The organism is Streptomyces sp. NPDC055254, assembly GCF_053606025.1.
In genome coordinates this window covers 1-26,001 of sequence record NZ_JBSGQV010000011.1, presented here as the reverse complement: position 1 = coordinate 26,001, position 26,001 = coordinate 1, and the positions used below count along the sequence as shown (strand labels likewise).

Below are 26,001 nucleotides of genomic sequence, written 5' to 3'. Positions count from 1 at the left end.
CGGGATCAGCCCTCGTCCAGGACCGTCCGGATCACGTGCCGGGCGTTGTCGGCCATCGCCGGGTTTGTCTCGCGGTAGTACGGCAGCGCGGTCAGCGCCTGCGAGAGCGTGCGGGCCCGGCCGCGGCGCCAGGTCGCGTCGTCCACCCCGAGCTTCTCGCGGAAGACCTGCCGCGCTTCGGCCGGCAGCAGGTTCCACGCCGGGAACAGATCGCAGGCAGGATCACCGACCCCCGTACAGCCGAAGTCGATCACCGCGGCCAGCCGGCCGGCGGCGTCCACGAGCAGGTTGCCCGGCATCAGATCGGCGTGCAGCCACACGTCGGGGCCGTCACCGGCGGGGGACCGCAGCGCGTCCTCCCAGACGGCGGCCGCCGCGTCGCAGTCCACGCCCTCCCGGGGGATGTCGCGCAGTTGCTCGATCGCCGCCCGCGTCGACGCGTCGAGCAGGGCGAGGGGTCCGCCCCGGTAGGCGCGCGGCGCCCCCGGCAGGGTGATGCTCCGCATCCGCGCCACGAACTCCGCCAGGTCCGAGGCCAGGAGCAGCGGCGCGCGCAGCGCCCCTGCCTGCGGATTCTCTCCCGTCAGCCACCGGTACACCGACCACGGCCACGGATATCCCTCGGCGGGCGCGCCCGCTCCGAGCACTTCGGGGACGGCGGTCGGCAGCCGGGCGGCGAGGCGGGGCAGCCACTCCCGTTCCCGCTCCACGTCCTCGGTCCCGCCCGCGCGCAACGGCAGTCGTACGACCATGCCGTCGCCCAGCCGGAACATGGCGTTGACCGTACCGCCGGAGGGGAACCGCGCCACCGCCGGCTTGGCCCACTGCGGGAACTGCCCTGCGACCAGCCGTCGTACGAGGTCCTCGTCGACGGGATGGATGTCGGGGTGCATGGGTCGGGTGCTCATGGACCGCTATCCGATCGCCGGGCGGCCCCGGACGTCAAGCGGTTTCCGGGTCGCCGGGGAGGGGCTCTGTTCCACAGCCGGTCCATCCCCGGTCCGGGGATGGACCGGGGCCGGACCGGGGTCGGACCGGGGCCGGTCCGCCGTCAGCGAACCGGGGCTCGCTTCCGCCGTCCGCCGTGTTGGGGTGGGGGCATGGACATCTTGGTACTGGGCGGAACGGCATGGCTGGGCCGGGAGTTGTCCCGGCAAGGGATCGAGCGCGGGCACCGGGTGACGTGCCTCGCGCGGGGCGAGAGCGGCGGGGTCGCGGACGGGGCGCGCCTGGTCGTCGCCGACCGGCGGGACGCCTCGGCGTACGAGTCGCTGCGGGACCGCGCGTGGGGCGCGGTCGTCGAGGTGTCCTGGCAGCCGCGCTTCGTCCGTGAGGCGCTCGACGCCCTGGGCGACCGGGCAGCGCACTGGACGTACGTGTCCTCCGTCAGCGCCTACGCGTCCCACGCCGTCCCGGACGCCGACGAGTCCGCCGCGCTGCGGCCCCCCACCGACCGGGACGAGGTCGACCGCGCGCTGTACGGCGAGGCGAAGGCGGCCTGCGAGCAGGCGTCGGGTGCCGCCGTCGGCGACCGCCTCCTGGTCGCGCGCGCGGGCCTCATCGGCGGCCCGGGCGACCACAGCGGGCGCTCCGGGTACTGGGTGGCACGCGCCGCGCGGGCGCCCCGCGAGCCGATGCTGGTGCCGGCCGCCGCGGCGATGCCGACGCAGGTGGTGGACGTACGGGATCTCGGCGCCTGGCTTCTGGACTCCGCCGAGAAGGGGAGCACCGGCACCTACGACGCCGTGGGTCCGGTCGTTCCGCTCGGGGAGTGGATCGAGCTGTCCCGTGCCGTCGGCGAGCACTCCGGTCCGGTCGTCGCAGCCGACTCGCAGTGGCTGCTCGCCCACGGGGTGGCCGGGTACATGGGGCCGGAGTCCCTGCCGATGTGGCTTGCGGAACCGGGCTGGGAGGGATGGTCCGCCCGGACCGGGTCCGCGGCGCGTGCGGCGGGACTGCGCCACCGGCCCCGGGCCGAGCTGCTGGCCGACACCCTGCGCTGGGAACGCGAGCAGGGGCTGGCCCGGCCGCGCCGCGCCGGCCTCAGCGCGGAGCGGGAGCGCGAACTGCTCGACGCCCTGGGCTGACCGCGTTCACCGGCGCCACCCGGAGCCGGAGGCCGGGTCTCCGCCAGCCGGGGCGGTCCCGCCGCGCGCGTGACCGGGCATGCCGACGGCGCCCGACCCATCCGGGTACGGGCGCCGTCGGAAGAACACAGAGAGAGCAGAGGCGCGCTCAGCCTCGGACGATGTTCTCCGCCTGCGGGCCCTTCTGGCCCTGCGTGACGTCGAAGGTCACCGCTTCGCCCTCCGTCAGTTCGCGGTATCCGTTGCCGGAGATGTTGGAGTAGTGGGCGAAGACGTCCGGTCCGCCTCCGTCCTGGGCGATGAAGCCGAAGCCCTTTTCGGAGTTGAACCACTTCACTATGCCGCTGGCCATGCTCGTCCTTCTGCTCAATCCAGCAAGCGGCCCGGGCTCGGACCGCCCCGGCACCCCTGTCGGAGGTGCCGTTCACACTTCTCCCCCGCCCGACGCGTCCCTACACCCCCAACCGCCGGGATCTTGTCGGATGGTCGTTCCGGGTGGCCGGCCGGGCGGGACCGCCCGCCGGACGCGCCCTTCGGAGCCGCCGCGACTCGCGTCCCCGGTTCAGGCCGGCAGGTCGAGGAGCAGCAGCGGTGTGGTGGTGGGTTGCGGAGAGCCGCCCCCGGGTTCGAGGGTCAGGCCCACGGCGCGGGCCCGGCCCGGGTCGCCCTCCATCAGGACCGCGCCGTCCCGCGCCAGGAGGCCGGCGGGGAGCATCGTGCCGCGGTCGTCGAACCACAGCTGGTACGTCTTTCCGGCGGGCGCGGGCGGGAGCCCGGCGGCAGTGAACACGGCCTTGTTCAGGCGCGGGGAGGTCACCACGGCGGCCCCGGCCCCGGTGCTGGTGCGGCCGTGCGCAACCCGGGCGTCGGGGGCGGCCATCACGGCGGCGAGGTCCTGGACCTGCCGGCTCGCCTCCTGGGCCCGGGTGCGGGCCGCGTCGGCCTGCTGGTACTGCCGGGCGGCGAGGCCGCCGAAGGCAGCCGCGGCGGCGATGCAGGCCGCGACGACGAAGGGGCCGGTGCTGCGGCGCAGTACGGACCCGAAGGCGGCCGCCGCCGGTCTACCGGGCCGGGTGGGCGGCGCGAACTGGCGTACGGAGTCGACGCGGTGCAGCACCGACTCCCTCATCCGCGCGGGCGGGGCCAGGCTCACGGCGGCCGCCAGGCGGGTCGCGGTCGCGGCGAACTCGGCCACCTCCTCGGCGCACGGAGCGCACCGTCCCAGGTGGGCGGCGAAGGCGTCGCGTTCCTCCCGGGTGAGCGCGTCGAGTGCGTAGGCGCCGGTGAGGGTGTGCAGGTCGTCGTCGTGCTTCACACGACCCACGTGGTTCCTGCCGCTCGTGCCGCTCGTGCCGCTCGTGCCGTTCATGCGGTCACCCCCATGCAGTCCCGCAGCCGGATCAGCCCGTCGCGCATACGGGTCTTGATCGTGGGGAGCGGGGCCCGCAGTGTCTCCGCGACCTCCCGGTAGGTCAGGCCCTGGTAGTAGGCCAGGGTGACCGCCTGGCGCTGCAACTCGGTCAGCCCGCGCAGGCAGCGTCGTACCTGCTCGCTCTCCAGCCGCGTCTCCACCTGCTCGACCACTTCGTCGAAGGGCCGTTGCTGGTCCCGGACGGCCTGGTCGTGCTCGCGGTTGCTCGCGGCCTGTGCGGAACGGACGCGGTCGACGGCGCGGCGGTGCGCGAGGGTGGCCACCCAGGTCATGACCGAGCCCTGTCCCGGACGGTAGCGGGCCGCTTGGCGCCAGAGGTCGATCATCACCTCCTGGGCCACCTCCTCCGACTGCGCACGGTCGCGCACGACCCTGACCACGATCCCGAAGACCGTGTGCGCGACGGCGTCGTAGAGCGTGGTGAAGGCGTCCTTGTCGCCGCGCGCCACCCGTTCCATGACGTCTTCCAGCCGGAGCCGGGCCGTGTCGGGGCCGCCGAGCGGCAGGGGCTGCGTCACGGGCGCCCCTCGCCGTACGGCGGGGCGTCGTGCCGCCCCGGGGAGTCGGGGTGTCCGCCCTCGTGCATCCATCGCATGAACAGTCCTTCGCGGAGGGACCGGCCCCTGCTGCTGCCGGGGCCCGACCGCATGCTCTCTCACGTGCGGTCTGCTCATTGCTTCGGAGCGGGGACCCGTTCCGGATTGGCCGCGGTCGTCAAAGATTCGGGGCGGCCCGGGGTCAGGCGATGCCGACGGTGTACGCGGCGCGGTACCCGCTGCCGCGACCGTCGCCACCGCCGTCGGGTACGGGGGCCAGGGTCGTGGTGGCGCCGGAGGCGCGGTAGCGGTCGTCGCGGTCGTTGGGGTGTGCCGGTACGGGGCGGCGGTCGTAGGGCGGGAGCGCGTACACCTTCAGCAGGAGCTCCTCGGGGAAGAAGAACTGCGAGGTCGTCTCGGCGCGGCGGTCGGGACGCACCGTGAAGTGGATGTGCGGGGCCAACCCCGCGTACCAACCGGGCACGATCGTCCGGAACACGCACCGGCCGGAGGCGTCGGTGACCTGCGTGCCGCGCAGGAAGGTGGCCGCGCCGGTGGAGTAGGCGCCCGAGGCGTCGGCGTGCCACACGTCGACGGCGGCGCCCGCGAGGGGGCGGCAGCCGTCGGACGCCCGGACCACGGTCAGGTCCAGCCGGAGCGGCACGCCGCCGCGGCCCTCGGTGATGTCCGACCGGACCCGGTCGAGGTCGAGGTAGTACGGACCCGCGCCGGCCTCCGGGATGAGGACGCAGGCCGGGGTACGGGAGACCGCCGCCGACGGCACTGCCGGGCTCGGCGCCGGGGACGAGGCCGGGGACACGGGCGCCGAGGGCTGTCCCGCCGCTCCCCGGGTCCCGGACGGGCCGGAGCACGCCGCGGTCAGGGCGGTGACCCCCGCCGATCCGGCCGCGAGCAGGAGGGCGCGGCGGCTGGTACCGCTCCGGGGGATGCCGTACTCGGTCATGCCGAACCTCTCGCGCGCTCCTGGGCCTCCGTGCCCGGCGGCCACCGACCGCGCTCACCGTGCCGGACGGCGGGGGCCGCGACCAGCACCGACACGCGGCGGTGCGGGCCCGACGGACCGGTCGGGCGCACGGGCCCGGCGGCCCCCTCCGAGGTCCGGGGTACGGATCGGAGGGGGCCGCCGGTGGGGCACGTCGACGCCGGAGCGCCGCGTCGGGTGCTTACCAGGAGCGGTTGAACTTCACGTGGCCGCCGTTGCGCTCGAACCAGCCGACGAAGCCCCAGTTGATCCAGCCGCCGTCGCCGTTGTTGGTGAACTGGCCCGACTCGAAGATCCACAGGCCGTAGTGGATGTTGCCCCACTGGACGTTGGCGTAGACCCGGGTGCCCTGGAACTGGTCGTCGTAGTTCTGGCTCAGGTTGAACAGCATGACGTTGTGACGGCCGCCGGCGGCGTTGAAGGCCTTGTCGACGGCATCCCGTACGAAGGCTCCCCGGTCGTCGGTCTTGATCCCGCGCAGGGCGTCCGCGATGGCGGCTCCCCGACCCGTCTGGTCCATGGAGACGTTGACGGTGACGCTCTTCCCCGCCGCGGCGGCGGCCGGGGCCGGGGTCTGGATGTCCGAGGTGGCGACCGCGGCGGCGGGGCGCTCGGCCGCCTGGGCCGGGAGGGATGCGGCCCCGGTCATCGCGAGCGCGGTGAGGGCGATCGTGGCAAGTGCGGTGTTGCGGCGCATGAGGGGTGATCCTGTTCTTGAGGGACGAGGCTGGGACGAGGGTGCGTGGGCGTGCGGGTACGGGTGCGAGCGCAGGGGCGCCTGCGGGAGCGACCGCGGGGGCCGGGAGCCGGGGCTCCGGGTCACCAGGAGCGGCGGAAGTTCACGTAACCGCCGTCGCGGTCGAACCAGCCGCGGAACGCCCAGTTGATCCAGCCGCCGTCACCGTGGTTGGTGAACTGGCCCGACTCGAAGACGAGCACCCGGTACTTGCCGTGGATGCCGCTGACCTTGGCGTCGTAGACCACGCCGTGCAGGTTGGGGGTGTAGCGGTTGGCGTCGTTGATGACCATGACGTTGTAGCGCTGCCCGGACTCGTAGAAGGCGCCCTCCATCAGGGACTTCACGTAGCCCGAGCGGTTCTGGCCGCGTTCGATGGCTTCGTTGACGATGTTGAAGATCTTCTGCGTGATGTCGAGGACCGCGGAGGCCACGTCGACGCGTCCGGCGAGGGCGCCCACCTCACCCGGGGCGACGCCCTGAACGGCGGCCGGCCGGGACTGCGCGGGGGCCTCTGCCGCGTAGGAGGCGGCGGAGGGCACGAGGACTCCGGCGGCGGCGATCGAGCTGACGATCATGATGGCCATTCGCTTGCGGTTGATACGCATACCTTTGCTCCTTTTAGTGATTTTTCGGGCATCCGAATGCGGCGAGGATCGCCGAGTGCGTGATTGTCAGGTGCGGGATTACCGCGGCCGGGGTGCTGGATTCGGGCGGGCCGGGCCACTCCGCACACCCCGCCACGGCGAGTCCGAAGTCCGGCCGAGGGAAAAGATCGGGCCTATTTGAGGCCGAAACCCATTCAGCCGTACCCGCTTTCGCACCGGACTGCTGATTTACTGAAAGAGCCTTTCGGGATACTGCGGTCGCGAGAGGCTTTCCTTCACCACGAAGTGGTGAGGTGGGCGGCCGCGTCGTCCCGGAAGGAGCGGGCGCCGCCGCCGACGCGACGGGCCGCACGGGAAGGGGGAGCGCCGGTGATCCGTCGACACAGCACCACGGCGCAGCAGCCGGCACAGATCAGCGACAGGGCCGACCACCAGGGAAGACGAGCTTCCCTGCGACCGAGCGGGGGGTTCGTCATCGGATTTTTCCGGACACTTTCGCGTGGTGGGGAACCCGGTGGAGCCCGATGGGCTCTAGAGGGTCGGAGGGCAGTGGGTCGCGGGGTTGTTCCACTCGGTGTCCCCCGGCCGGGGGGTGTCGCAGACGGCCGGGCTCTGCGCGGAAGTCGACGTCGGGCCGGAGTTGCCGTCGGATGCCGCTCCTGCCACGAGGCTGCCCGCAATACCCGCAGCCAGCGCCGCCGCACAAAGGAACCGAGTGAGCTTCATGCTGTACTCCTGAGAAAGTGAATTCTGGGCAAGAACCCTGCGGGCTCTTTTCTTTCCGACGACTCAAGAATCTCCCGAGCGGAACTCCCGGTCCAGAGGAGACGGTCCTCAGCAAGGTGCGTGGCACGAAAGGGAGGGGTGGCGATTTTGGACAAAGCAATAGAAAAAGGCGCGCCGGCAGGGTTTCGGAGCGCCTGGGCGCCGCCGGACCCCGAGGCGGCGTACCCCGATGCGGCGGACTCCGATCCGGTGCACGCCGCCCTGGTGGACCCCGACCCGGTGCACCCCGACCCGGTGGAGGCTCCGGACCTCGACGCGACGGCCGTCCGGCTGTACACCCGCCTGCTGGAGCACGGTCCGGCCCCGACTTCCGCCCTGGCCGCCGCACTTGGCCTCGCCGCGGAGGGCGTCGAGCGGGCCGCCGCCGAGCTGGTGCGCCACCGCCTGGCCACCCATGACCCGGGTGGCGCCCGCGCGCGCTGGCGGGCGGTCAGCCCCTACACGGCCGCGGCCGAGCTCGTCGGACCGGAGGAGAACCTCCTGCGCCGCCGCCTGGAGATCCTCGAACGCACCCGGGCCAGGCTGAGTTCACTGATCCCGCTGTACGAGGAAACGTACCGCCGCGGCGCCGACTCCGGCGCCGTCGAGGTCGTCGAGTCACGCGACCGCGTCATGCTGCTCATCTCCGACGCCGCGGCCCGCTGCACCGAGGAGGTCCTCACCGTGCAACCCGGCGGAGGACGCCCGCCCGGGTACCTGGACCGCGCGCTCCCGCGCGACCTGGAGATGCTGCGGCGGGGGGTGCGGTTGCAGACCCTCTACCAGCACACGGCCCGCTACAGCCCGGGCACCCAGGAGTACGTCCAGGCCGTGAGCGCCGCCGGCGCCGAGGTCCGCACGCTGGGCGAACTCTTCGGCAAGATGCTGGTCTTCGACCGGGCGACGGCGTTCCTGCCCGTCTGGGACAACCCCGACGCGGCCGTCGTCCTGCGGGAGCCGTCGGCCGTCGCCTTCCTCTGCTCGGTCTTCACCAACGCGTGGAGCCTGGCGGAACCCTTCTCGGCCTCGTACACCGCGACGACCTCGATCCAATTGCGGGACACGATCGCCGGCCGGCTGGCGAGCGGCGCCAAGGACGAGCTGATCGCCCGCAGGCTGGGCATGTCCCTGCGGACCTGCCGACGGCACATCGCCGAGCTGATGGACGAGCTCGGCGCCGACAGCCGCTTCCAGGCGGGATACCTGCTCGCCCTCCGGGCCCGGGGCACGGCGCCGCCCGCCGCGCCCGGGGGCCCTCACCGCGCGTCGACCAGCCCCTGAATGCGGAGGCGGACCCCGGACGCGGGCCCTGCACGCCGACCGCCGACGCCGGAGATGTCACCGGACGTCGCGGCGCGGCTCAGCCGGTCCCCTCCAGGCTCCACAGCGGCAGGAGTTCGAAGAAGTCGACCGCTTCCGCCCGCCAGCGGGGGCGCCACCGGGCCGCCTCGGCGGAGGCCAGTTCGGCGTGCCGCCGCATCCGGGACCGCAGGGCGTCGTCGACGCCGTGGCGGCGGCCGATCTCCCGCACCGCCTCCACCGTGTCGGCGCTGACGGCCCCGGCCCCGGTACGGTCCCGATCGTCGTGGCCGGTGCCGAGCGCGGCCTCCACCACGGCTCGCTCCGCGTCGGTGGCGGCGGCGAGGATCGCGGCGACGGCGTAACTGCGCCTGCCCTCGCGCAGATCCGTTCCGGTGGGCTTGCCCATGGTCTCCGCGTCGCCGAACAGGTCGAGGTAGTCGTCGCGCATCTGCCCGCAGATCCCGACCAGGCGGGCGTAGCCGCGCAGTTCGGCGTCGAAGCGCTCCGGCCGCTCCCCCGCCGCGAGCAGTCCCAGCCGGAGAGGGGCGAGCACGGAGTAGCGGGCGGACTTGTAGTCGGCGACCCGGTCCAAGGTCTCCTCGTCCGGGACGGCGGTGAAGTCCCTCTCCAGGTCGATGATCTGGCCGGCGAAAGTGCTGGTCGCCGCCTCGGTCTGGATCTCCAGCATGGCATGGCGCAGCGCGAGCGGAGCCGGCGAGTCGAGGAGCACCCGCAGCGAGAGGAAGGCGGCGAGGTCCCCGGCGAGGACGGCGAGCCCGAGGGCCGCCCGGGGGTGGTCCGGGAACCGGGCGCGGTAGGCGTAGTAGGTGGACGGTCCCGAGCGACGGGTGGGGCTGTCGTCGATGATGTCGTCGTGGACCAGCCCGTGGGTCTGCAGGAGTTCGATGCTCAGCGCGGCCTCGTCCAGCCCCACCGGATGCCCGTCGGTGACCAGGCCGGCGGCCTCGTGGAGCAGGGCCACGCGCAGGCGCTTGCCTCCGCGCAGCGAGAGGTCCCGCAGCAGATCGACGCACTCGGGGGTGAAGCGGCTCCGCTCCGGGGCGTCGATCGTCCGGCGGAGGGTGTCGAAGTACTGCTCGAAGAGCCGGGCGAAGCGGTGCTCGTGGGCGGCGAGGCGTTCCCGGATCCGTTCGGCACGGTCGGTGGTGGCGGGCACGGGCGGGTCTCCTGTCGGGTGGCCGCGCGGAGTGGTCCGCTCGCGGCACGGGGTGACCGGGCGCGACGATCACGGGCGAGGTGATCCTACGTGCGGCCGGCGGGGCCCCGGCGGGGCGGTGTGCGTGCCGGACGCGCGTTCGGGACGTACGGAGGGTGCGGGGGCGGCGGCGTCGGGGGCGGTGGGGCGGTGGGGTGGGAGTCGCAAGCCGGAGTCGGCCCGCGGCCCGGGACGCGGCGGGGCCGGGAACGCGGCGCGCCGCGCGGGATGCGGCCCCCGTCGCGGCCATGAGGGCCAGGACCGCACCCCGCAGTCCGCGCCTACCCCGGTACCTGCCGTCCGATGCCCCGCCGCGCACGGCAGAAGTCGCTGGTCAGAACACCGGTCAGGCGCCGACGCACGCGCGGCGGACCGCGTCGAGCGCACGCGTCACGTCATCGTCCGTGGTCGACCAGTTGCTCACCGAGATGCGCATCACGCGCCGCCCGTGCCAGGTGGAACCGCTGATCCACGTCGTTCCGTCGTCGAGCAGCCGGGCGAGGACCCGGTCCGTGCGACCGTCGTCCCCGAACCGGGCGCAGACCTGCGTGAACACCACGTCGTTGAGGACGGTCGCGCCGTCGATCCCGTCGATGCCCACGGCGAACGCGCGAGCGTGCCGGCACAGCCGGTCGACGAGGTCGGCCACGCCGGAGCGGCCGAGGCACCTGAGCGCCGCCCACACCGGGAAGGCCCTGCCGCGCCGGGAGAGCTCCGGGACCTTGTCGACGGGGTCGCCGCGTTCGTCCTGGATGAGGTAGTCGCCGCGCAGGCCCATCGCCGCCCGGAGCGCCGACGGGTCCCGGACGACGACGAGGCCGCAGTCGTAGGGCACGTTCAGGGTCTTGTGGGCATCCGTCGCCCAGGAGTCGGCCTCCGCGCAGCCGTCGCACAGGTGCGCGTACGCCGGGGAGGCCGCCGCCCACAGTCCGAAAGCACCGTCGACGTGCACCCATGCGTCCGCCTCCCTCGCGGCGCGGATGGCCTCGGGGAACGGGTCGAAAGCACCGGAATGGATGTCGCCGGCCTGCAGGATCACGAGCGTGGGCCCATGGCGGCCGACTCCGAGGGCTTCCCGTAGGGCTCGGGGCTCGATGCGTCCCTGACCGTCCGCCCGTACCGCCTCGGGTGCGCCGAGTCCCAGGTAGCGCAGCGCCAGGTCGACGGCCATGTGCCGGTCCTCTCCGGCGAGGACGCGAACGGCCGGGCCGCCCGTGAGGCCGTCGCGAGCGACGTTCCAGCCGGTGCGCCGCAGCACCGCGTCGCGTCCGGCGGCGAGGCCCGTGAAGTTCGCCATGGTGGCGCCCGTGGTGAAGCCGACTGCGCTGCCGCCCGGCAGGCCCAGCAGATCGAGCAGCCACGCGCCGGCGACCTCTTCCGCCGCGGCGTACGCGGGTGAGGCGGCGCGCATCACGCAGTTCTGGTCCCAGGCACTGACGAGCCAGTCAGCGGCGAGTGCGGCCGGTTCGGTGCCGCCGACGACGAACCCGTAGAAGCGGCCGCTGGGGAACGCGGTGAGCCCCGGCTCACAGGCCGTGGCCAGCAGGTCCACGACATCGGCGGGGGCACCGGGAGCGTCGGGCAGTTCGGCGCCGAGCGCGCGCACGATCTCCTCGACCGAGGCGCGGGCGGGTACCGGGCGGTCGGACAGGCTCGCCAGCCAGCGGACGGCGTGGCCGTACGCCTGTCGCAGCGCCTCCTCGCGCGCGTCCATACCTCGGACTATGGGACGACCGCCGCCGCCCCGCAAGCGGCGGCCCGCACGGTCGCCGCCCCGGGCGTCGCGGCCGCCCGGCGTCCTCCGGCGAGGAGTGGGCCGTCGGGGGCTGGGTAGGGGCCGGACATCCCGACGGCCGATCCGACAGGCCCGCGCGGCGGACCCGGCTCCGGGCGAGGAGGCCAGAGATGTCCGTACCCAGCCCGAACCCAGAATCTCGGGGTGCGCCCCGACCGTCCGAGGAGCGCGGCGTGCCCCCGGGCGAGACACCGGCCGGCGAGTCCAGCACGGGCTCCGGGACCGGACCGTACCGCCCCCTCACCCGTGGCTGGTCCAAGGGACCCCTGGTGGTGATCTGGGTGCTGGCGGTGGCCTGCGCCCTCTTCTTCCTCGCCTATGCGATCGTCCTGGACATCTGACCCCGTCCGACCCCGGTCCCACACCACGTCAGATCACCAGCGGTGCCTCCGACCAGCGGCGGACCCGGTAGGGGGCCAACCACAGGTGGTCGCCGAAACGGAGGACGAGGGTCTCGGCCATGAGGTCGTCCAGGACCGGCCGCGGGATCGCGTCGGCGGGGGCGCCGTCGGTGAGGGCGTCGATGGCCTCGTGGTACTCCGGTTCGTCAATGGTGAAGCGGCGCAGCTCGCCGTAGCGCCGGTCGCGCACCTGGATGAACCCGGGGCCGTAGCGGAAGACGCATTTGCAGATGTAGTACGCGTTGCGCCACGCGAGTGCCGTGGCGGCCGGGTCGGCGGTGCCGAGGACGGCGGTCGGCGGGTGGAGATGGCCGTAGTGGCGCCAGGCGTCGGGGTCCGGTCCGGTGTGCAGCTGCCAGTCGACCGAGATGGCCAGGCTGGACAGGTCGCCCACGAAACTGAGCGCCCGGACCGTCCAGGCCGCGTCGGCGGGGTCCGTCACATCGACCGGGCGAGGCAGTACGACGTGGCGGGCCCCGGCGGCGAAGAGCCGCCGGGCCGCCTCGCCGCCGGCGAGGTCGATCTCGTAGCGGCCCAGGGACATGCTGGGCAGCGTGCCCACCTCGGGTTCGTAGTCCCGCGAGGCGGTCACGGTGAAGGGTGCGGTGCCGGTGAGGGCTGGAGTCATCGTCGTCTCTCTGTCTGGCGGTCGTCCGGCGGGGTCGTCAGGCTGTCGTCGCGGCGAGTGCGCTGTCGCGGGCGGACGTGTGCCGCATGAAGTCGATCCGCAGGAACTCTTCGTTGAGTGCGGGCGGCGCGATCTGCACGAACTGCCCGCTGTCCTCGAAGACCACCCCGAGCGCCCGCCACCGCGCCAGTACCTGCCGCAGGGCGTCCTCGCCCACGTGGTGGTTCTCGTGCAGCTTGCGGGCGGCCGCCTTCACGGTGTGCGGCTGGTCGAGCAGCCGGAACAGGGCAAGCTCGAACGGGTCGGTCAGTTCCAGGTGCGTCCAGTCGAAGGCCCGGCGCTTGCTGACCAGGACGATCCGGTCTTCCATGTCGCAATGGGTGAGACGGCTGCCGGCGTAGTTCCGCCTCCAGTGCGAGATGCCTTCGTTGAGGCGGTCGACCACGTCCTCACCGATCCCGCGGGGCGGCACGTCGAAGACGTACGCCAGGTCGAACATCTCGGCCTCCGGGAGGTCGTAGGTGAGCCGGTACGGTTCGGCGGGGCGCAGTTCGGAGAATCCGAGCCCGGGGTCGTTGAAGTACGGGCTGAACCGCTCGATCGCGATCCGGGAGGACGGGCCCACGGGTGGGTTGAGGTGCTCCAGCGCGGCCAGTTGGGCCACCACGTCGTCGTAGTCCTCGACGTCCTCGCCGGGGAAACCGTGCAGGTAGTTCCAGGCCACCGAGAGGCCGACGGTGGCGGCGTCGCGGAGCATCCGGACGTTCTGGCCGCCGGTCACGCCCTTGTCCATCAGTGTCAGCACCCGGCTGTTGAGGCTCTCGATGCCCGGTTGGACGAAGATCAGGCCCGCGTCCGCGAGGGTCTGGAGCTGCCCGCGCCGCATGTTGGACTTGATCTCGATGTGCATGCGCAGGTCGAACCCGCTGTCGATGATGCGCGGCAGCACCGTGTTCACGTAGCCCATGTCCAGGATGTTGTCGACGACGTACATGTCCAGGACCCGATGCTTGCGCGCCAGCTCGATGATCTCGTCGTAGAACACGTCCGGGCTCTTGCTGCGGAACTGCATGAACGAACCGTTCAGCCCGCAGAAGGTGCAGTGGTGCTTCTCGCCCCACCAGCAGCCCCGTGCGCCCTCGACCACCAGCTTGGGTTCGACCCAGTGCCGCGCGTGGGAGGAGGCGAGCCGCTCGAAGTACCCGGTGTAGTCCGGCGGCAGGATCGAGGCGGGCGGCAGCGGTGCGGTGCTCATGGCGTTGACCACGGAGCCTTGGTCCGCGTCGCGCCAGCACAGCCCGGGTACCTCTGCCAGCGGCTCGCCGGCGTCCAGCGCCGTGAGCAGCGCGGGGAACGACACCTCGCCCTCGCCGCGCAGGACGTAGTCGACGAAGGGGAAGTTGCGGTGGACGGTCTCGCCCTGCTTGCCGTCGCAGTTGGCGCCGCCCATCGCCGTCACGATGTGCGGGGCGAGGCGCTTGACGTACTTGGCGGCCGCCAGGGCGGCCGTGTTCTGCTGGAACGTCGAGGTGAAACCGACCACGTCCGGAGCGAGTTCGACAATGCGCTCGGCGATGTACTGGACGAAGTCGGGCGCGGTCACGTGGAGCGCTTTCGTCATCTCCATGCGAGCCCCGCGTACCCGGCTGCTCATCGCTTCGGTGAACTCGGCGACCCGCCATTGGGGGTCGTCGTAAAGAGCGGAGGAGAACACCCAGTCGCCGCAGCCCAGGAAATATGATCCGAGCGCGTAGTAGGAGTAGTCCTCCAGGGTGAATTCCGTATTCTTGGTGATCCAGTCCACATAGTCGATATTGGCGTGGAGAACGTCCGCTGTTCCGTTCGGGACGCGCTCGTCGACACTGCGCTTGAGAATTCCGAGAGCCAGCGACGGGAGATCGATCGGGGCCCAGGGCATGTTCACCAGGAGTACGCGCACGGCTGGCCTCTTCTCATTGTGATCAGTGCACGGGGTCAGTCATCTGTCAGGCGTCCGGCCGGGGGCCGGTCCGGGCCGGGGCGGTCGGGGCGGTCGGGGCCGGTCGCGCACGGAGTGCGGGGCCGGCCCCTTGGTGCTACTTGTCCTCGTCGTCCATCTCTTCCGCGGAGCGGAGGTAGACGACGACGCCGACGCCCGGCTTGCGGCTCTCCTCGTCGCCCTCAAGCGGGTCGCCGTGGATGATGTCCTTCTGCATGCTGTTCACCTCCTCTCCGGGTGCGGGGGCGGCTCGGCCGGTGCGGACGCCGAAGGCAGCCCGCGGCCGAGAAATCTGAGGGAGCGCCGGATCACGGCCAGGTGATCGGCACCGTCGTAGCCGTCATGGCCGGAGTCCAGCCACATCAGCTCGTGGGCCACACCGCCCGCGCGCAGCACGGCCAGGTACGCCTCGATCTGTTCCGGCGGGCACTTGGCGTCCCGCCGCGCGGCGACGACCAGCAGCGGGGAGCGGATGGCGGCGGCGTACGAGGACGGGGAGGCGTGGGCGTAGGCGTCGGGCACCTGGTCCGGAGTGCCGCCGAACAGCTCGGTGTCCAACGCCTGGAGGGCGGGCGTGGAGTGCCGGAAGGCCGTGACGCAGTCGGCGAGCGGTTTGACGGCCACCCCGACGTTCCACAGGTCCGGACGGGTTCCCATGGCCAGGAGCGTCAGGTAGCCGCCCCACGACGTGCCGCACAGGCCCACGGCGCCCTCGCGGCCGATGCCCCGGTCCAGCAGCTCGGCCCGGGCCCGCACCAGGTCGGCGACCTGGGTGTGGCCGACGCCCTCGGAGAAGGCGGAGCGCCAGCGCGGCCCGTAACCGGTGGAGCCCCGGTAGTTGACGCGGGCCACGGCGTACCCCGAGCCGACGAGGGCCTGCACCATGGGGTCGTAGGCGTCGCGGTCGTGGTCGGCCGGCCCGCCGTGGACGAGGAAGACCAGCGGGTGCGGCGCGGGACGGTCGGCGGGTGTGGTGACGAAGGTGTGGACCGGGCCGTCGGGGCCGGGCGTCCACAGGTCCTGGCGGTGGCCGAACCGGGGAAGGCGCCACTGGCTCTGGCCGGGCAGCGGCGCACCCGACAGGGACAGCGCGCGCGGCACGTTCACCGCGTCGGTCCAGATGAAGTGCACGTCACCGTCGGCGGCCGGTGACGCGTCCAGGATGCTGCCCTCCGGCGTGGGCACCGGGGTCAGCTCCTGGCGGTCCAGGTCGGCGGTGAACAGCCGGCTGCGGCCGTGCCGGTCCTGCCGGAGCAGGACCCGCCCGCCGCCCGGGCCGGGGTACCAGCGGGCCGTCGTCTCGGTGTCGAACGAGCACCAGGGCAGCAGCTCCAGGCCGCGCCCGGGAGCCCAGGTGCCGAGGTGGTAACGGCCGGCCCGCTCGCGCATGACCAGCAGCAGGGGGCGGCCGGGTCCGGGATCGGGTCCGGAGAACGGCTTCGGACCGGATGACGGACCCGGATCGGGTAACGGACTGCGACCGGACGGCGGACCCGGGTCGGGCACCGGACTCCGGCCGGGCAAAGGACTCGGACCCGGCAACGGCTCGGACGCGGGCGCGAAGCCGAGCGCCCAGGTGCGTTCCCTTGCGCCGGAGAGCACCGCGAGGGTGGTCCCGTCCGGGGTCAGCAGTGTCACGGCGCGGTCGGAGCGGGCCGGTCCGGACACCGCGAGCAGCCCGCCGTCCGGCGCCAGGTCGCACAGCGTGCCCGGTTCCGTCGTGTGCAGGACGGCCGTGCCGGTGCCGCCGCGCCGCCCCATGTGGACGGTGAGTCCCTCGGCGGTCCGGATGCCGACGGCCACCGTGCCCCCGGCCGTCAGCGCCAGCCCGGCGGGCCGCCCGTACGGCACCCCGAGCAGCGCGTGACGGTCCGGGCCGCCGTGGAAGTCCTGGGTGCGCCAGCCACCGCTGCCGCCGCGGTCCTCGTCGAACCACCACACGACCTCGTCGTCGTCGATGGCGCACAGCAGGGTGCCGTGCGGACGGTTCGTCAACTGCCGTTCCGCGCCGCTGGAGCGGTCCCACGTGAAGATCTCGCACCGGCCGTCGGCGTCCCCGGTGTACACCATCCGGTCGGGGTGCCGTGGGCTGACCACCGGGAGCACCGGCCGGTAGACGCCGTAGGTGCGCGTGGCCGCCTTCGGCGGCGCCGGGGTCACGGGGCGTCCTCCCGGGTCACGAGCCCCGCCCTGCCGGTCGCGTACAGTGCCAGCCCGGCGAACGCGCCCGCGCAGCCCAACGCCACGGTACGGCCGCCGTACGCCGCCACCAGCACCCCCGCCGCCACGGGTGCGAGCACCGCGACGCCCTGCCCGGCGGTGCCCAGCACCGTCCCCATGCGGGCCAGCAGCCGGTCGGGGGTGACCAGCACCGCCCGGGTCTGCAGTACGACCACCACGGACGGCACGATCAGCGACACCCCGCTCAGCAGCAGTCCGTAGGCCCAGGTCGTGGACGCGAACGCGAGCCCGGCCGCCGTCGCCACCATGGCCCACGACGCGCCCGTCACGATGCGCGCGGCCGGAACCCGCCGCACCAGCCAGGGCGCGGCGAGTGCGCCCAGCAGCCCGCCGACGCCCGCCAGGGTGAGGATGAGCCCGATCGATGCGGGGCCGGCGCCCTGGGCGTGGGAGGCGAACACGGCGTGGAAGTACAGCGCGCCGAGCAGGGCGTTGATCCCGGCGGTCCACACCACGACGAACCGCAGGAAGGGTTCCGCGCGCACGAAGCGCAGCCCTTCGGCGAGGTCGTGGGTGAACGATGCGGCCGGGCCCTCCCGTGCGGGCGTCAGGTCCGCGCGGATGGCCTTGCTCAGCACCGCCACGAGCAGGAACGACACCGCGTCCGCGAGCAGCGGCACCCACCGCGCCAGCTGGTACAGCACGCCGCCCAGCGTCGGTCCGACGATCTGCACCGCCTGGTCCCGCGCCTGCAGGTACCCGATCGCCCGGGCGTACTCCTCGGGCGGCACCAGCCGCCGGATCGTCCCGGAGGCCGCCGCCCCGTAGGTGGCGCTGGCCGCCTGCTCGACGACGGCCGCGACGAGGACGTGGACGAGGACGACGTGGCCGAGGGCCACGGTCACGAACACCGATCCCATGGCGGCCGCCGCGACCAGGGCCGCCGCGTACATCATCGGCTTGCGCGGCCACCGGTCGGCGAAGACGCCCGCGACGGGCGAGACCACCAGCCCGCTGACCAGTGCCACCGACGCGACGAGTCCGGCGAGCCCGGCCGGATATCCGGCGCCGAGCAGGATCAATGGAAGAAAGAGGGAGGACGCGCAGGTGCCGAGACCGTCGACGGCGCCCGCCGCCCAGAAGAGCGAGAAATCCCGTCTGCGGAACGGGGACGAGGATAAGGAGGATAAGGAGGAATTCTTGGGTAATTCAGGGCCGGAAGGTCTTAACTTCTCTTCGGCCTCGCCCATCAAATGTCCCGCTCAAAGGGGATTGCTGACGCGGACGCACCCACAATGCCCCCCTTTGATAAACGGACTTACGGCCGCTGAGGGTAGCGATCGTATCGAACGGAGACACGCGTCACAACACCCTTGTTCGAATGGAATGATGGATCAAGGAACGGCCATTTCCGGGGCGCAGGTCAACGGGTCCCCACCAGGGCGGCGCCGGCTCGCCGGCTTCGGTCCTGAGGCGCGCCCCGGGCCGGCCGCCGGCGCTGTTCCGCTGAAATTCACTGGCCACGCGGTTGTCCCGATTGCTTGGATCACGGCATGGACAACGACCTCCCCGCCGGCTGCGAGATCTCCACCGACCCGGCCCGGCTCGACGCCGCCCTGATCCACCGCTGGCTCTCCGAGGACTCGTACTGGGCCCTCGGCCGCAGCCGTGAGAAGCAGGACGCCGCCCTCGCACACTCGCTGAACTTCGGCGTGTACGACAGCGCTTCGGGCGCCCAGCTCGGCTACGCCCGCGTGGTCACCGACATGTCCACCTTCGGCTGGCTCTGCGACGTGTACATCGCCCCGGACGCCCGGGGCAAGGGCCTGGGTACGGCGCTGGCACGGGCGGTGCGGGAGCACCTCGAACCGTACGGGCTGAGGCGGATCCTGCTGGCCACGGCCGATGCCCACGAGGTGTACGCCCAGGTCGGCTTCACCCCGCTCACCCACCCGCAGAAGTGGATGGCCCTCGGCGAGCAGTGACGCTCCCGTCGCCGGGGGTCGCGCAGGAGTACGCCGGTCCGTTGCCGTGCCGCTCGGACGGTTCGTTAGACAGGCGAAGAGTTTCGTTACATAATTCTTAGGCATGGGAAAGACTTACGCACGCATCGACGGCCGCCTGCGCACCTTCATAGAGCAGCAGCCGATGTTCTTCACCGCGACCGCCCCGCTGGACGGCGACGGCACGGTCAACCTCTCCCCCAAGGGCCTCAGGGGCTCCTTCGCGGTGCTCGACGAGCAGCGGATCGCCTACCTCGACTTCGCCGGCAGCACTGCCGAGACCGTCGCGCACCTGCGGGAGAACGGCCGGATCACGGTGATGTGGTGCGCCTTCCAGGGGCCGCCCAACATCGTCCGGGTGCACGGCCGCGGTGAGCCGGTCTTCCGCGACGACCCGCGCTTCAAGGAACTGCTCGCGCACTTCCCGGACATCGACCCGGCTCTGCACGGGCTGCGCGCGATCATCGTGGTGACGGCCGAACTCGTCCGTGACTCCTGCGGATACGGGGTGCCCTTCATGTCGTACGACGAAGATCGCGACCTCCACGGCAAGCGCTTCTCGCGTGAGGACGACGCCTCGCTGAGCGCCTACTTCGCCAAGAAGGACCACATCGCACAGAGCATCGACGGTCTGCCCGGGCTGCCTCTTCCGCTGCCTCCCGGAGACTTCTGAGCCGTCACGGGGGGCCCGGGGACGCACGGTCCATCAAGCGCGCCAGGTCGATCCGCGAACGGACGCCCAGGATGGCGAAGACGTTCCGCAGGTGGTGGTCGACGGTACGCGGGCTGAGCGAGAGCCTGCTGGCCACCTCCCGGTTCGTCGCACCCTGCGCCACGCACCGGGCGATGCGCTGCTGCTGCGGGGTCAGCAGGACCAGCGGCCCGGTGTCGCCGTCCACCGCCACCGCCTCACCGGCGGCCCGCAGTTCTCCCGAGGCCCGCTCCGCCCAGACGCGGGCGCCGCAGCGTTCGAAGGCGACCAGGGCGTCGCGCAGGGGCCCGCGCGCCTCCCGGGTCCTGCGCCGCCTGCGCAGCCACTGCCCGTACAGCAACCGGGTGCGGGCTCCCTCGAAGTCGCCGCCCGCAGCGGCGTGATGGGCGAGCGCTTCCTGGTACCGGGCGGCCGCCTCCTGGGCGGGGGCCAGCAACGCCCGGCACCGGGCCAACTGGGCGGGAGCCTGCGGGTCGGCGGTCGTGGCGGTCCACTGCGCGAACTCCTCGACCGCGACTGCGGCCGCCGCGCACCCGGCCCCGCGGTCCGCGAGCACCGCGGCCTCCACGAAGCAGGGCACCAGCAGCATCCGGGCCGCGAAATGGCCGCGCAGGGGCCCGGGGCCGACCAGCGGCAGGAGCCGTGCGGCGGCTTCGGCGGACCTTCCCTCGGCCAGGTCCGCGCGGGCGAGCGCCCAGGTGGCGAGGGTGGCGGCCTGGGCGAGGCCGTGCGGACCGGCGACAGACGCCGCGGCCCCGGCATGCTCGGCGCAGGCGGCGGCACCGCCCTCGACGGAGGCGGCGAGGGCCAACACGGCATGCAGGTGGGCCGCCTTGTTGCGCTGGCCGAGCCGGTGGGCAGTCGACAGCCCCTCCTCGGCGTGGGCGCGGGCGCGCGCGTGCCGGCCCGCCCGCAGTTCGGCGTACGCGAGCTGCTCCAGTGCTTGCGGCAGCAGCGACTCCCCTCCGTGGACGCGGACGGCGGCCAGCGCCCTGGCTCCGGCCCGGCACGCCGCGTCGATCTCGCCGAGGACCAGCGCGGCCCCCGCCGTACGCAGCAGCGCGGCCGGATCGGCCGCGGCCTCGGAGCCGGGTCGCCCCCGCAGCAGGTCCCGGCCCTCCCGCCGCAACCCCTGGCCGAACACCGCGCACAGGCCCGCCCGGTACCGCTCCAGCGCCGGGTCGGGCTGCGGCGCCGGTATCCGGCCCAACGCGTCGAGGCAGGCGGGCACGTCCCCCATGGCCCACGAGGCCTCCGTCGCGCCGAGCAGCGCCTGCACGGCCCGCTCGGCGTCGTACGGTGCGAGCAGCGCCGATGCGGTGAGCAAGGCCTCGCGGGCGTCGGCCACCGGCCCGTCGCGCAGGGCGAGGAGCCCGCGTACGTAGTGGGCCTGGCCGGGCGCCGGTACGACGCGCACCTGGGCCAGCAGGTCGCGGGCCCGCCCCGGGTCCCCGGCGAGCAAGGACTGCTCCGCCGCGGCGGCCAGCCGGGCGCTGCGCAGGGCCTCGTCAGGAGAGAGCAGCGCGGAGCGCGCCAGTGCCACGGACCGCTCCGCGTACGGCCTGGGGGCGACGGCGGCCCGTACCAGCGCTCGCGCCAGCGCCGGATCGGGGCCCTCCGCGGCGCAGGCCTGCTGGACGAGACGCGGCAGGGCCGGGTGGTGGGGGCCGTCGAGCAGCGTGGCGAGCAGGAGGTGTGCGGCGCGGCGGCGGGCGACGGGGACGCGGCGCAGGAGCGCGGTGCGCAGCAGCGGATGGGTGAATCGGATCCGTACGCCGTCGTCGTGCACCGCGCCCGCCCGCTCGGCGGCTGCCAGCCGGCCGGGGTCGAGTCCTGCCGCCTGCCCGGCGCGGGTCAGCAGCTCCGCATCGGCGCCCGCGCCGTGGGGTTCGTGCTCCTGCGCGGCGGCGGTGAGCAGCAGGAGCAGGCGGGTGTCCCCGGGCAGCGCGTCGAGCAGGGCGCTGTACGCCGCCAGTACGCGCTCGGTCCCCGGCAGCGGGCGGGGAAGGGGGGCGCGCCCCGCCGACTGGTCCGGGGTGAGCCGGCCGGCGGCCGTGCTGAGGATCAGCGGATTCCCGGCGGCCTCGCGGCGCAGCTCCTCCCGGACGGCGGGAGCGGTTCGGCCCTCCGTCAGCCGGTCGATGAGTGCGGTGGCGGCGTGGTCGTCGAGCGGGTCGAGATGGAGCCGGTCCAGGCCGCCCACGTGGTCGTCGTTCCCCGGGTGCGGGCCTTCGGTGAGGAGGACGGCGACCCCGCGGCCGGGTTCGAGCCGACGGGCCGCGAAGCCGAGCGCCGCCCGTGAGCTGCGGTCCCAGAGGTGGACGTCGTCGACGCAGACCAGCAGCGGGCGGCGCGCCGCGAGGGTGCGGAGCAGGTCGAGGAGCGCGGTGGGTGCGGGGCCGGGGCGCAGGATGTCGGCGGCCTCCGGGGGAAGCGGTCCGGGGGCCGAGCAGAGCAGGGCGTGCAGACCGCTGTAGGGCAGCGGCCGTTCGGCGGGCGCGGCGCAGGCGTACAGGACGGGGCCGTCGCGGTAGCCGTCCATGGCGTGCCGCAAGAGGGCGGTCCGGCCGAGGCCGGGCGGGGCGCCGAGGACGAGCGTGCTGCCGCGCCCGTGCCTCAGGTGGCTCACCATGGTGTCCAGAGCGGCCAGTTCCCTGCTCCGGCCGTACAGCGGGAGCGGCTTGCGCACGGTCGTCGATGAGGTCACGGCCTTGTACGTTACTTCCGCGTAACGGGGGCCGGAAGTCTCGCGTCCGCCCGTAGCGCAGCGGCGGCGGACGGACTGGACCGGCTACCAACGCGATGCGCCCTCCGCTGTGCGGGAACACAGGCCCGGAACACCGGCCCGGAACACAGGCCGGGAACACCGACCGGCGAAACACCGACCGGGACCATCCGCCGTCCCGTATACGGCAGTTGCCGGTGGCGTCGGGCACGTCCGCCCCGATGCCACCGGCAACCGGCCGGCGGGTGTCAGGAGGTGTGCGGGCAGGTGCCGCGGTACTCCTCGATGGTCAGGCTCGGGCGCGGCAGCGGGCAGAGGAACTGCTCGTAGCGGGTGTCGTTGTCGATGAACCGCTTCAGCCAGGAGAGGCTGTACTTGGCGATGGTCGTGTTCGAGGTGTTCGGTGTGGTGTGCGTGGCGCTGTTGAGCTCCAGGTACGCCTTGTCGAGGGTGCTGGGCAGCGAGGTGTAGAAGGGCTCCGAGTGCGAGGAGACGGGGGCGATGGTGTCCCCGTCGGCGCCCACCACCAGCGTGGGCGTCCGTACCTCGGACCACGTCTTGTCGGTGTTCCATCCGGTCAGCGGGATCGCCGCCTGGAGCGACGGCCGGGACTTGGCGGCTTCCAGGGCGCCGCCTCCGCCCATCGAGTGGCCCATGACGCCGAGCCGCGCGCTGTCGATCCGGCCGCGGACGGCGCTGCTCCCGGTCAGGTAGTCGAGGGCCGCGAGGAGCTGCTCTCCCCGGCTCGCGGGCTGGTCGTAACGGGAGTTGGTGTCGATCGTGAAGACGACGAATCCCTGCGAGGCGAGGCGGGGACCGAGCCAGGCGATGCTGGACTGACCGGCGGTGAAACCGGGCGAGACGGCGATGGCGCCGAAGGTGCCGTCGGCGGTGGAGGTCGGGTAGTAGATGGTGCCGCCGCCGAAGCCCGAGACGCTCAGCGAGGAGACGGTGGTCTGGCCGACGGAGTAGGAGCCGCGGGCGGCCTCGATGCTCGCGACGGTGGGGGCGGGACCGCGTTCGTAAGGGTTGTCGGCGGCGTGGGCGCTCGGCACCAGCGCGGTGCACAGCGCGGCGGCCAGGAGGGCCGAGGCCAGACCTGACCGGACCGTGCGCGTTCGGTCCGTCGCGGTGGGCCGGCGGCGCGGGAAGAGGGGGAGGTGTCGCACGGGGGTCCTCTCGGTCGTGGGGGGAGCCACACCGGAGAGGGGATCGAGGACCGCGTCCTCGGCTGTCGGGCGCACCGGGTGGCTACCGCCGGGTGAGCCGGCGGTAGGGACACGGTGGGGGCGGACCCGGAGCGCACACATCGGCAAGTTCACCGGTTCTCCGGGGGCGGGAAGCGGGGTCCGGGCCGATCGAACGGCGCGGGGGGCGCAGCGGAGCGCGCGGTTCCTCACGGGTCGTGACGGAGGGAATTCGGCAGGTAGTAATTAGATGAATCCCTGACTGAATCCCCGTCAATAAGCCTCAACCCTTATCTCGATTTGATAACAACCGATCCGAAAAGGCCTGGACCATTGATGCGCAACGCGCGTAACTACCGTGTTGCTGTTGCATTTTGACGGTTCGTCAAATCGAGCACACAGGTAACGGAACGATATCCCGCACCCCGCTCCCCTTTGTCCGAATTCTCCGGCGCATTCGTCTGGCAGGCTTCCGCGCACCCACCTATCCGACTTCGATTTGAGGTGCCCATGACAGGACGTCGCAGACGGCGTGAACACCGCCGCAAACCCCGGCGGTTGATACTCGTCACCGCCGCCATGGCGACGGCGGCGGTGATCGCCACCGGTATCGCCTACTCCGGACTCGGCGACGACGCCCAGGCAGTGGCGCCCGTCCAGGCGGCGGAGGCCGCCGCTCCGGCGGCCGCGCCCGCGCGGGACCAGGAACCCGAACCCGTCGCGGCCGCGCCCGCCAACGAGGACGCGCGCGGCATGGTCTACAACGGCCTCCAGGCCGCCCCGAAGGGCGACCCCTGCGTCGGCGTGTTCCGTACCGACGTCGGGCACTGCACGCACGGCCCCGACGCCCCGCCCAAGGGCGTCGACATCAAGAAGGACATCCCGCCGGCCGTCAAGACGACGGCGCCCGCCGCCGATCCGGCCCGGCCCGCGACCGACGACCCGGCCAGCACGGAAGGCGGCGGGCGTCCTCAGGACGCGCCCGCCGCCGACGCGGGCAGTGCCGCGGCCACGGCCCCCGAGCCGGCCCCGGCCGCCGCGGCCCAGGGCCAGGCGGTCGCCGCCGGCCCCGCGGGCCAGACCGTCCAGTGCGAAGGCGACGGCAGCACGGGCAACCGCGTCCAGGTCGTCTACGTCCACGCACCCGGCCGCGACCGGTACTCCGAGTACGTCGCGTCGTTCCGCAAGTGGGCGGCCGACGCCGACCTCATCTACTCGGCCAGCGCCCAGGAGACCGGCGGCGTACGGCACATCCGCTACGTGACGGCCGCCGACTGCACCCCGACCGTGCTCAACATCGAGCTCCCCGATTCGGCACTGGGCGAGTTCAGCGCGACCAACCGCGCACTCGCCGCCAAGGGCCTCGACCGACGCGACCGCAAGTACATGATCTTCGCCGACTCGCAGGTCTACTGCGGCATCGGCACCTTCAACGGCGACGAGCGCCCCGGTCAGGCCAACCTGAGCAACTTCGGTCCGTCGTACGGGCGCACCGACTCCGGCTGCTGGGGCGGCCACACCGCCGCGCACGAACTGGGCCACAACCTCGGCGCGGTCAACAACAGCGCGCCGAACACCAGTCGCGGCGCACACTGCACGGACGAGTACGACGTCATGTGCTACTCGGACTCCCCGTACTACCCCAAGATGCGCAACATCTGCACCAACCAGGCCGCCGAGAACATCCTGGACTGCAACCACGACGACTACTTCCACACCAGTCCCAAGGCCGGCAGCTACCTGGCCACGCACTGGAACATCGCGGACAACCAGTTCCTGATGCGCGCGAAGGGCGGCGGAGGCACGGACCCCGGTCCCAACCCCTCGCCGACCCCGACCACCAAGCCGACCACCAAGCCCACCCCCGGCCCGACCAAGCAGCCCACCGGGGGACCGGCGGTGACCGCCAATCAGATCCGCTCCGACTCGGCGGTACTGAGCTGGCCGAAGGTCGAGGGCGCGGCCTGGTACCAGGTCGTGCTCGACGGCAAGCACCTGACGTGGGTCCAGTCCACGGCGCTGCGCGTCTACAACCTCCGGCCCGACACCTCGTACAAGGTCACCGTCTCCGTCCGCTACGGCACCGGTAAGGACAGCGGCCCCGGCAAGGCCACGTCCTTCCGTACGGCCGGCACCGGCGGCGGCGCGACGACCCCCGGCACGCGCTACCTGCTCGGCAACGGCAGCACGGGCATGGCCGCCGAGGTCTGGGGCGGCCGCACCGCCGACGGCACGGTGCTCGTCGGCGGCCGCGCCAACGGGTACGCGCAGCAGCAGTGGTTCTTCGACGACGCCGGCAGCGGGCAGGTCCGCATCCGGTCCGCGGTGTCCGGCAAGTGCCTCCAGCCGGGCGGCACTCCGGCCGCGGGCATGTGGGTCACGCAGCAGCCCTGCGGCTCCGACGGGGCCCAGGCCTGGCGGCTGACCTCGCGCGGCGGCGCGGTGACCGTCACGGACCCCGGGGGCGGCTTCGCCCTCACCGTGAGCAGCCGCCCCTACTACGGGACCTGGCTGCTGGACCTCCAGCGCGCGGACGGCCGCGCGGCGCAGCTGTGGAACGTCCAGAAGGCCGGCTGACCGGCCGGCCGGCCTGTCGGACGGCCGACTTCCCGCCGCTCCCCCACGCCGTGACGGCGTAACGGGACGCGGGCACCCCACCCCGGGGGGGGGGGGGGCCGCCCCGGGGCAGGGTGAGCGCGGTAGGGG

The 26,001-nt window shown here is 73.1% G+C and carries 22 protein-coding genes; 6 read left to right on the top strand and 16 right to left on the bottom strand.

What is annotated here, in order from left to right; all coding sequences use genetic code 11:
- Nucleotides 1-5 precede the first annotated feature (5 nt).
- A complete protein-coding gene (locus tag ACWFQ8_RS13875) occupies nucleotides 6-908 on the bottom strand; it encodes an aminoglycoside phosphotransferase family protein (RefSeq protein WP_453786429.1) in 903 nt (300 codons plus the stop codon).
- Nucleotides 909-1,100: 192 nt separating this feature from the next.
- Between ACWFQ8_RS13875 and ACWFQ8_RS13870 the strand changes: the two genes are divergently transcribed.
- Entirely contained in the window at nucleotides 1,101-2,087 is a 987-nt protein-coding gene (locus ACWFQ8_RS13870; protein WP_453786428.1) for an NAD-dependent epimerase/dehydratase family protein, read from the top strand.
- A 148-nt stretch (nucleotides 2,088-2,235) separates the two neighbouring features.
- Here the strand turns inward: ACWFQ8_RS13870 and ACWFQ8_RS13865 are convergent, their stop codons facing one another.
- From ACWFQ8_RS13865 to ACWFQ8_RS13835, 7 genes are all read right to left on the bottom strand, one after another.
- On the bottom strand, nucleotides 2,236-2,439 hold the full coding sequence (locus ACWFQ8_RS13865) for a cold-shock protein (RefSeq protein WP_384538932.1): 204 nt from the start codon (nucleotides 2,437-2,439) through the stop codon (nucleotides 2,236-2,238).
- 210 nt (nucleotides 2,440-2,649) lie between these two features.
- Complete coding sequence (locus tag ACWFQ8_RS13860) at nucleotides 2,650-3,456, bottom strand: anti-sigma factor (protein WP_453786427.1); 807 nt, start codon at nucleotides 3,454-3,456, stop codon at nucleotides 2,650-2,652.
- The gene (sigK, locus tag ACWFQ8_RS13855; RefSeq protein WP_453786426.1) at nucleotides 3,453-4,037 is read right to left on the bottom strand and encodes an ECF RNA polymerase sigma factor SigK; all 585 of its coding nucleotides are present in this window, start codon (nucleotides 4,035-4,037) and stop codon (nucleotides 3,453-3,455) included. The genes ACWFQ8_RS13860 and sigK overlap by 4 nt, the downstream gene beginning before the upstream one ends.
- Before the next feature lie 220 nt (nucleotides 4,038-4,257).
- Nucleotides 4,258-5,019, bottom strand: a complete 762-nt coding sequence (locus ACWFQ8_RS13850; RefSeq protein WP_453786425.1) for a dioxygenase family protein — start codon at nucleotides 5,017-5,019, stop codon at nucleotides 4,258-4,260.
- Between the two features lie 220 nt (nucleotides 5,020-5,239).
- Nucleotides 5,240-5,755 (bottom strand): hypothetical protein, encoded by a 516-nt coding sequence (locus ACWFQ8_RS13845; protein WP_453786424.1) that lies wholly within the window; start codon nucleotides 5,753-5,755, stop codon nucleotides 5,240-5,242.
- 122 nt (nucleotides 5,756-5,877) lie between these two features.
- Nucleotides 5,878-6,402 (bottom strand): stress protein, encoded by a 525-nt coding sequence (locus ACWFQ8_RS13840; RefSeq protein ID WP_453786423.1) that lies wholly within the window; start codon nucleotides 6,400-6,402, stop codon nucleotides 5,878-5,880.
- A 531-nt stretch (nucleotides 6,403-6,933) separates the two neighbouring features.
- On the bottom strand, nucleotides 6,934-7,128 hold the full coding sequence (locus ACWFQ8_RS13835; RefSeq protein WP_453786422.1) for a hypothetical protein: 195 nt from the start codon (nucleotides 7,126-7,128) through the stop codon (nucleotides 6,934-6,936).
- Nucleotides 7,129-7,275: 147 nt separating this feature from the next.
- On the opposite strand from ACWFQ8_RS13835, the gene ACWFQ8_RS13830 reads away from it, so the two are divergent.
- Nucleotides 7,276-8,448, top strand: coding sequence for a hypothetical protein (locus ACWFQ8_RS13830; protein WP_453786421.1), 1,173 nt, complete (start codon nucleotides 7,276-7,278; stop codon nucleotides 8,446-8,448).
- Nucleotides 8,449-8,527: 79 nt separating this feature from the next.
- Here ACWFQ8_RS13830 and ACWFQ8_RS13825 read toward each other — a convergent pair whose 3' ends face one another.
- On the bottom strand, nucleotides 8,528-9,646 hold the full coding sequence (locus ACWFQ8_RS13825) for a polyprenyl synthetase family protein (protein WP_453786420.1): 1,119 nt from the start codon (nucleotides 9,644-9,646) through the stop codon (nucleotides 8,528-8,530).
- A 385-nt stretch (nucleotides 9,647-10,031) separates the two neighbouring features.
- Nucleotides 10,032-11,399, bottom strand: coding sequence for a pyridoxal phosphate-dependent decarboxylase family protein (locus ACWFQ8_RS13820; RefSeq protein ID WP_453786419.1), 1,368 nt, complete (start codon nucleotides 11,397-11,399; stop codon nucleotides 10,032-10,034).
- A gap of 191 nt (nucleotides 11,400-11,590) precedes the next feature.
- Between ACWFQ8_RS13820 and ACWFQ8_RS13815 the strand changes: the two genes are divergently transcribed.
- Nucleotides 11,591-11,821: a DUF6480 family protein gene (locus ACWFQ8_RS13815; protein ID WP_453786418.1), complete on the top strand. Its 231-nt coding sequence runs from the start codon at nucleotides 11,591-11,593 to the stop codon at nucleotides 11,819-11,821.
- Nucleotides 11,822-11,849: 28 nt separating this feature from the next.
- Here the strand turns inward: ACWFQ8_RS13815 and ACWFQ8_RS13810 are convergent, their stop codons facing one another.
- The 4 genes from ACWFQ8_RS13810 to ACWFQ8_RS13795 form a co-directional block, all read right to left on the bottom strand.
- The gene (locus tag ACWFQ8_RS13810) at nucleotides 11,850-12,509 is read right to left on the bottom strand and encodes a DUF5825 family protein (protein ID WP_453786417.1); all 660 of its coding nucleotides are present in this window, start codon (nucleotides 12,507-12,509) and stop codon (nucleotides 11,850-11,852) included.
- A gap of 37 nt (nucleotides 12,510-12,546) precedes the next feature.
- Nucleotides 12,547-14,448, bottom strand: coding sequence for a RiPP maturation radical SAM C-methyltransferase (locus ACWFQ8_RS13805; protein ID WP_453786416.1), 1,902 nt, complete (start codon nucleotides 14,446-14,448; stop codon nucleotides 12,547-12,549).
- 261 nt (nucleotides 14,449-14,709) lie between these two features.
- Nucleotides 14,710-16,647: a prolyl oligopeptidase family serine peptidase gene (locus tag ACWFQ8_RS13800; protein ID WP_453786415.1), complete on the bottom strand. Its 1,938-nt coding sequence runs from the start codon at nucleotides 16,645-16,647 to the stop codon at nucleotides 14,710-14,712.
- Nucleotides 16,644-17,918: an MFS transporter gene (locus ACWFQ8_RS13795; RefSeq protein WP_453786414.1), complete on the bottom strand. Its 1,275-nt coding sequence runs from the start codon at nucleotides 17,916-17,918 to the stop codon at nucleotides 16,644-16,646. Before ACWFQ8_RS13795 ends, ACWFQ8_RS13800 begins: the two co-directional genes overlap by 4 nt.
- Nucleotides 17,919-18,221: 303 nt before the next feature.
- On the opposite strand from ACWFQ8_RS13795, the gene ACWFQ8_RS13790 reads away from it, so the two are divergent.
- The gene (locus ACWFQ8_RS13790; RefSeq protein ID WP_453786413.1) at nucleotides 18,222-18,653 is read left to right on the top strand and encodes a GNAT family N-acetyltransferase; all 432 of its coding nucleotides are present in this window, start codon (nucleotides 18,222-18,224) and stop codon (nucleotides 18,651-18,653) included.
- 103 nt (nucleotides 18,654-18,756) lie between these two features.
- Nucleotides 18,757-19,344, top strand: a complete 588-nt coding sequence (locus tag ACWFQ8_RS13785) for a pyridoxamine 5'-phosphate oxidase family protein (RefSeq protein WP_453786412.1) — start codon at nucleotides 18,757-18,759, stop codon at nucleotides 19,342-19,344.
- 4 nt (nucleotides 19,345-19,348) lie between these two features.
- On the opposite strand, the gene ACWFQ8_RS13780 is transcribed toward ACWFQ8_RS13785, so the two are convergent.
- Both ACWFQ8_RS13780 and bdeA read right to left on the bottom strand, forming a co-directional pair.
- Nucleotides 19,349-22,090, bottom strand: a complete 2,742-nt coding sequence (locus tag ACWFQ8_RS13780; protein WP_453786411.1) for a LuxR C-terminal-related transcriptional regulator — start codon at nucleotides 22,088-22,090, stop codon at nucleotides 19,349-19,351.
- 266 nt (nucleotides 22,091-22,356) lie between these two features.
- The gene (gene bdeA / locus ACWFQ8_RS13775) at nucleotides 22,357-23,277 is read right to left on the bottom strand and encodes a bis(hydroxyethyl) terephthalate hydrolase (RefSeq protein ID WP_453786410.1); all 921 of its coding nucleotides are present in this window, start codon (nucleotides 23,275-23,277) and stop codon (nucleotides 22,357-22,359) included.
- A 576-nt stretch (nucleotides 23,278-23,853) separates the two neighbouring features.
- On the opposite strand from bdeA, the gene ACWFQ8_RS13770 reads away from it, so the two are divergent.
- Entirely contained in the window at nucleotides 23,854-25,872 is a 2,019-nt protein-coding gene (locus ACWFQ8_RS13770) for an RICIN domain-containing protein (protein WP_453786409.1), read from the top strand.
- The last annotated feature ends 129 nt before the right edge of the window (nucleotides 25,873-26,001 follow it).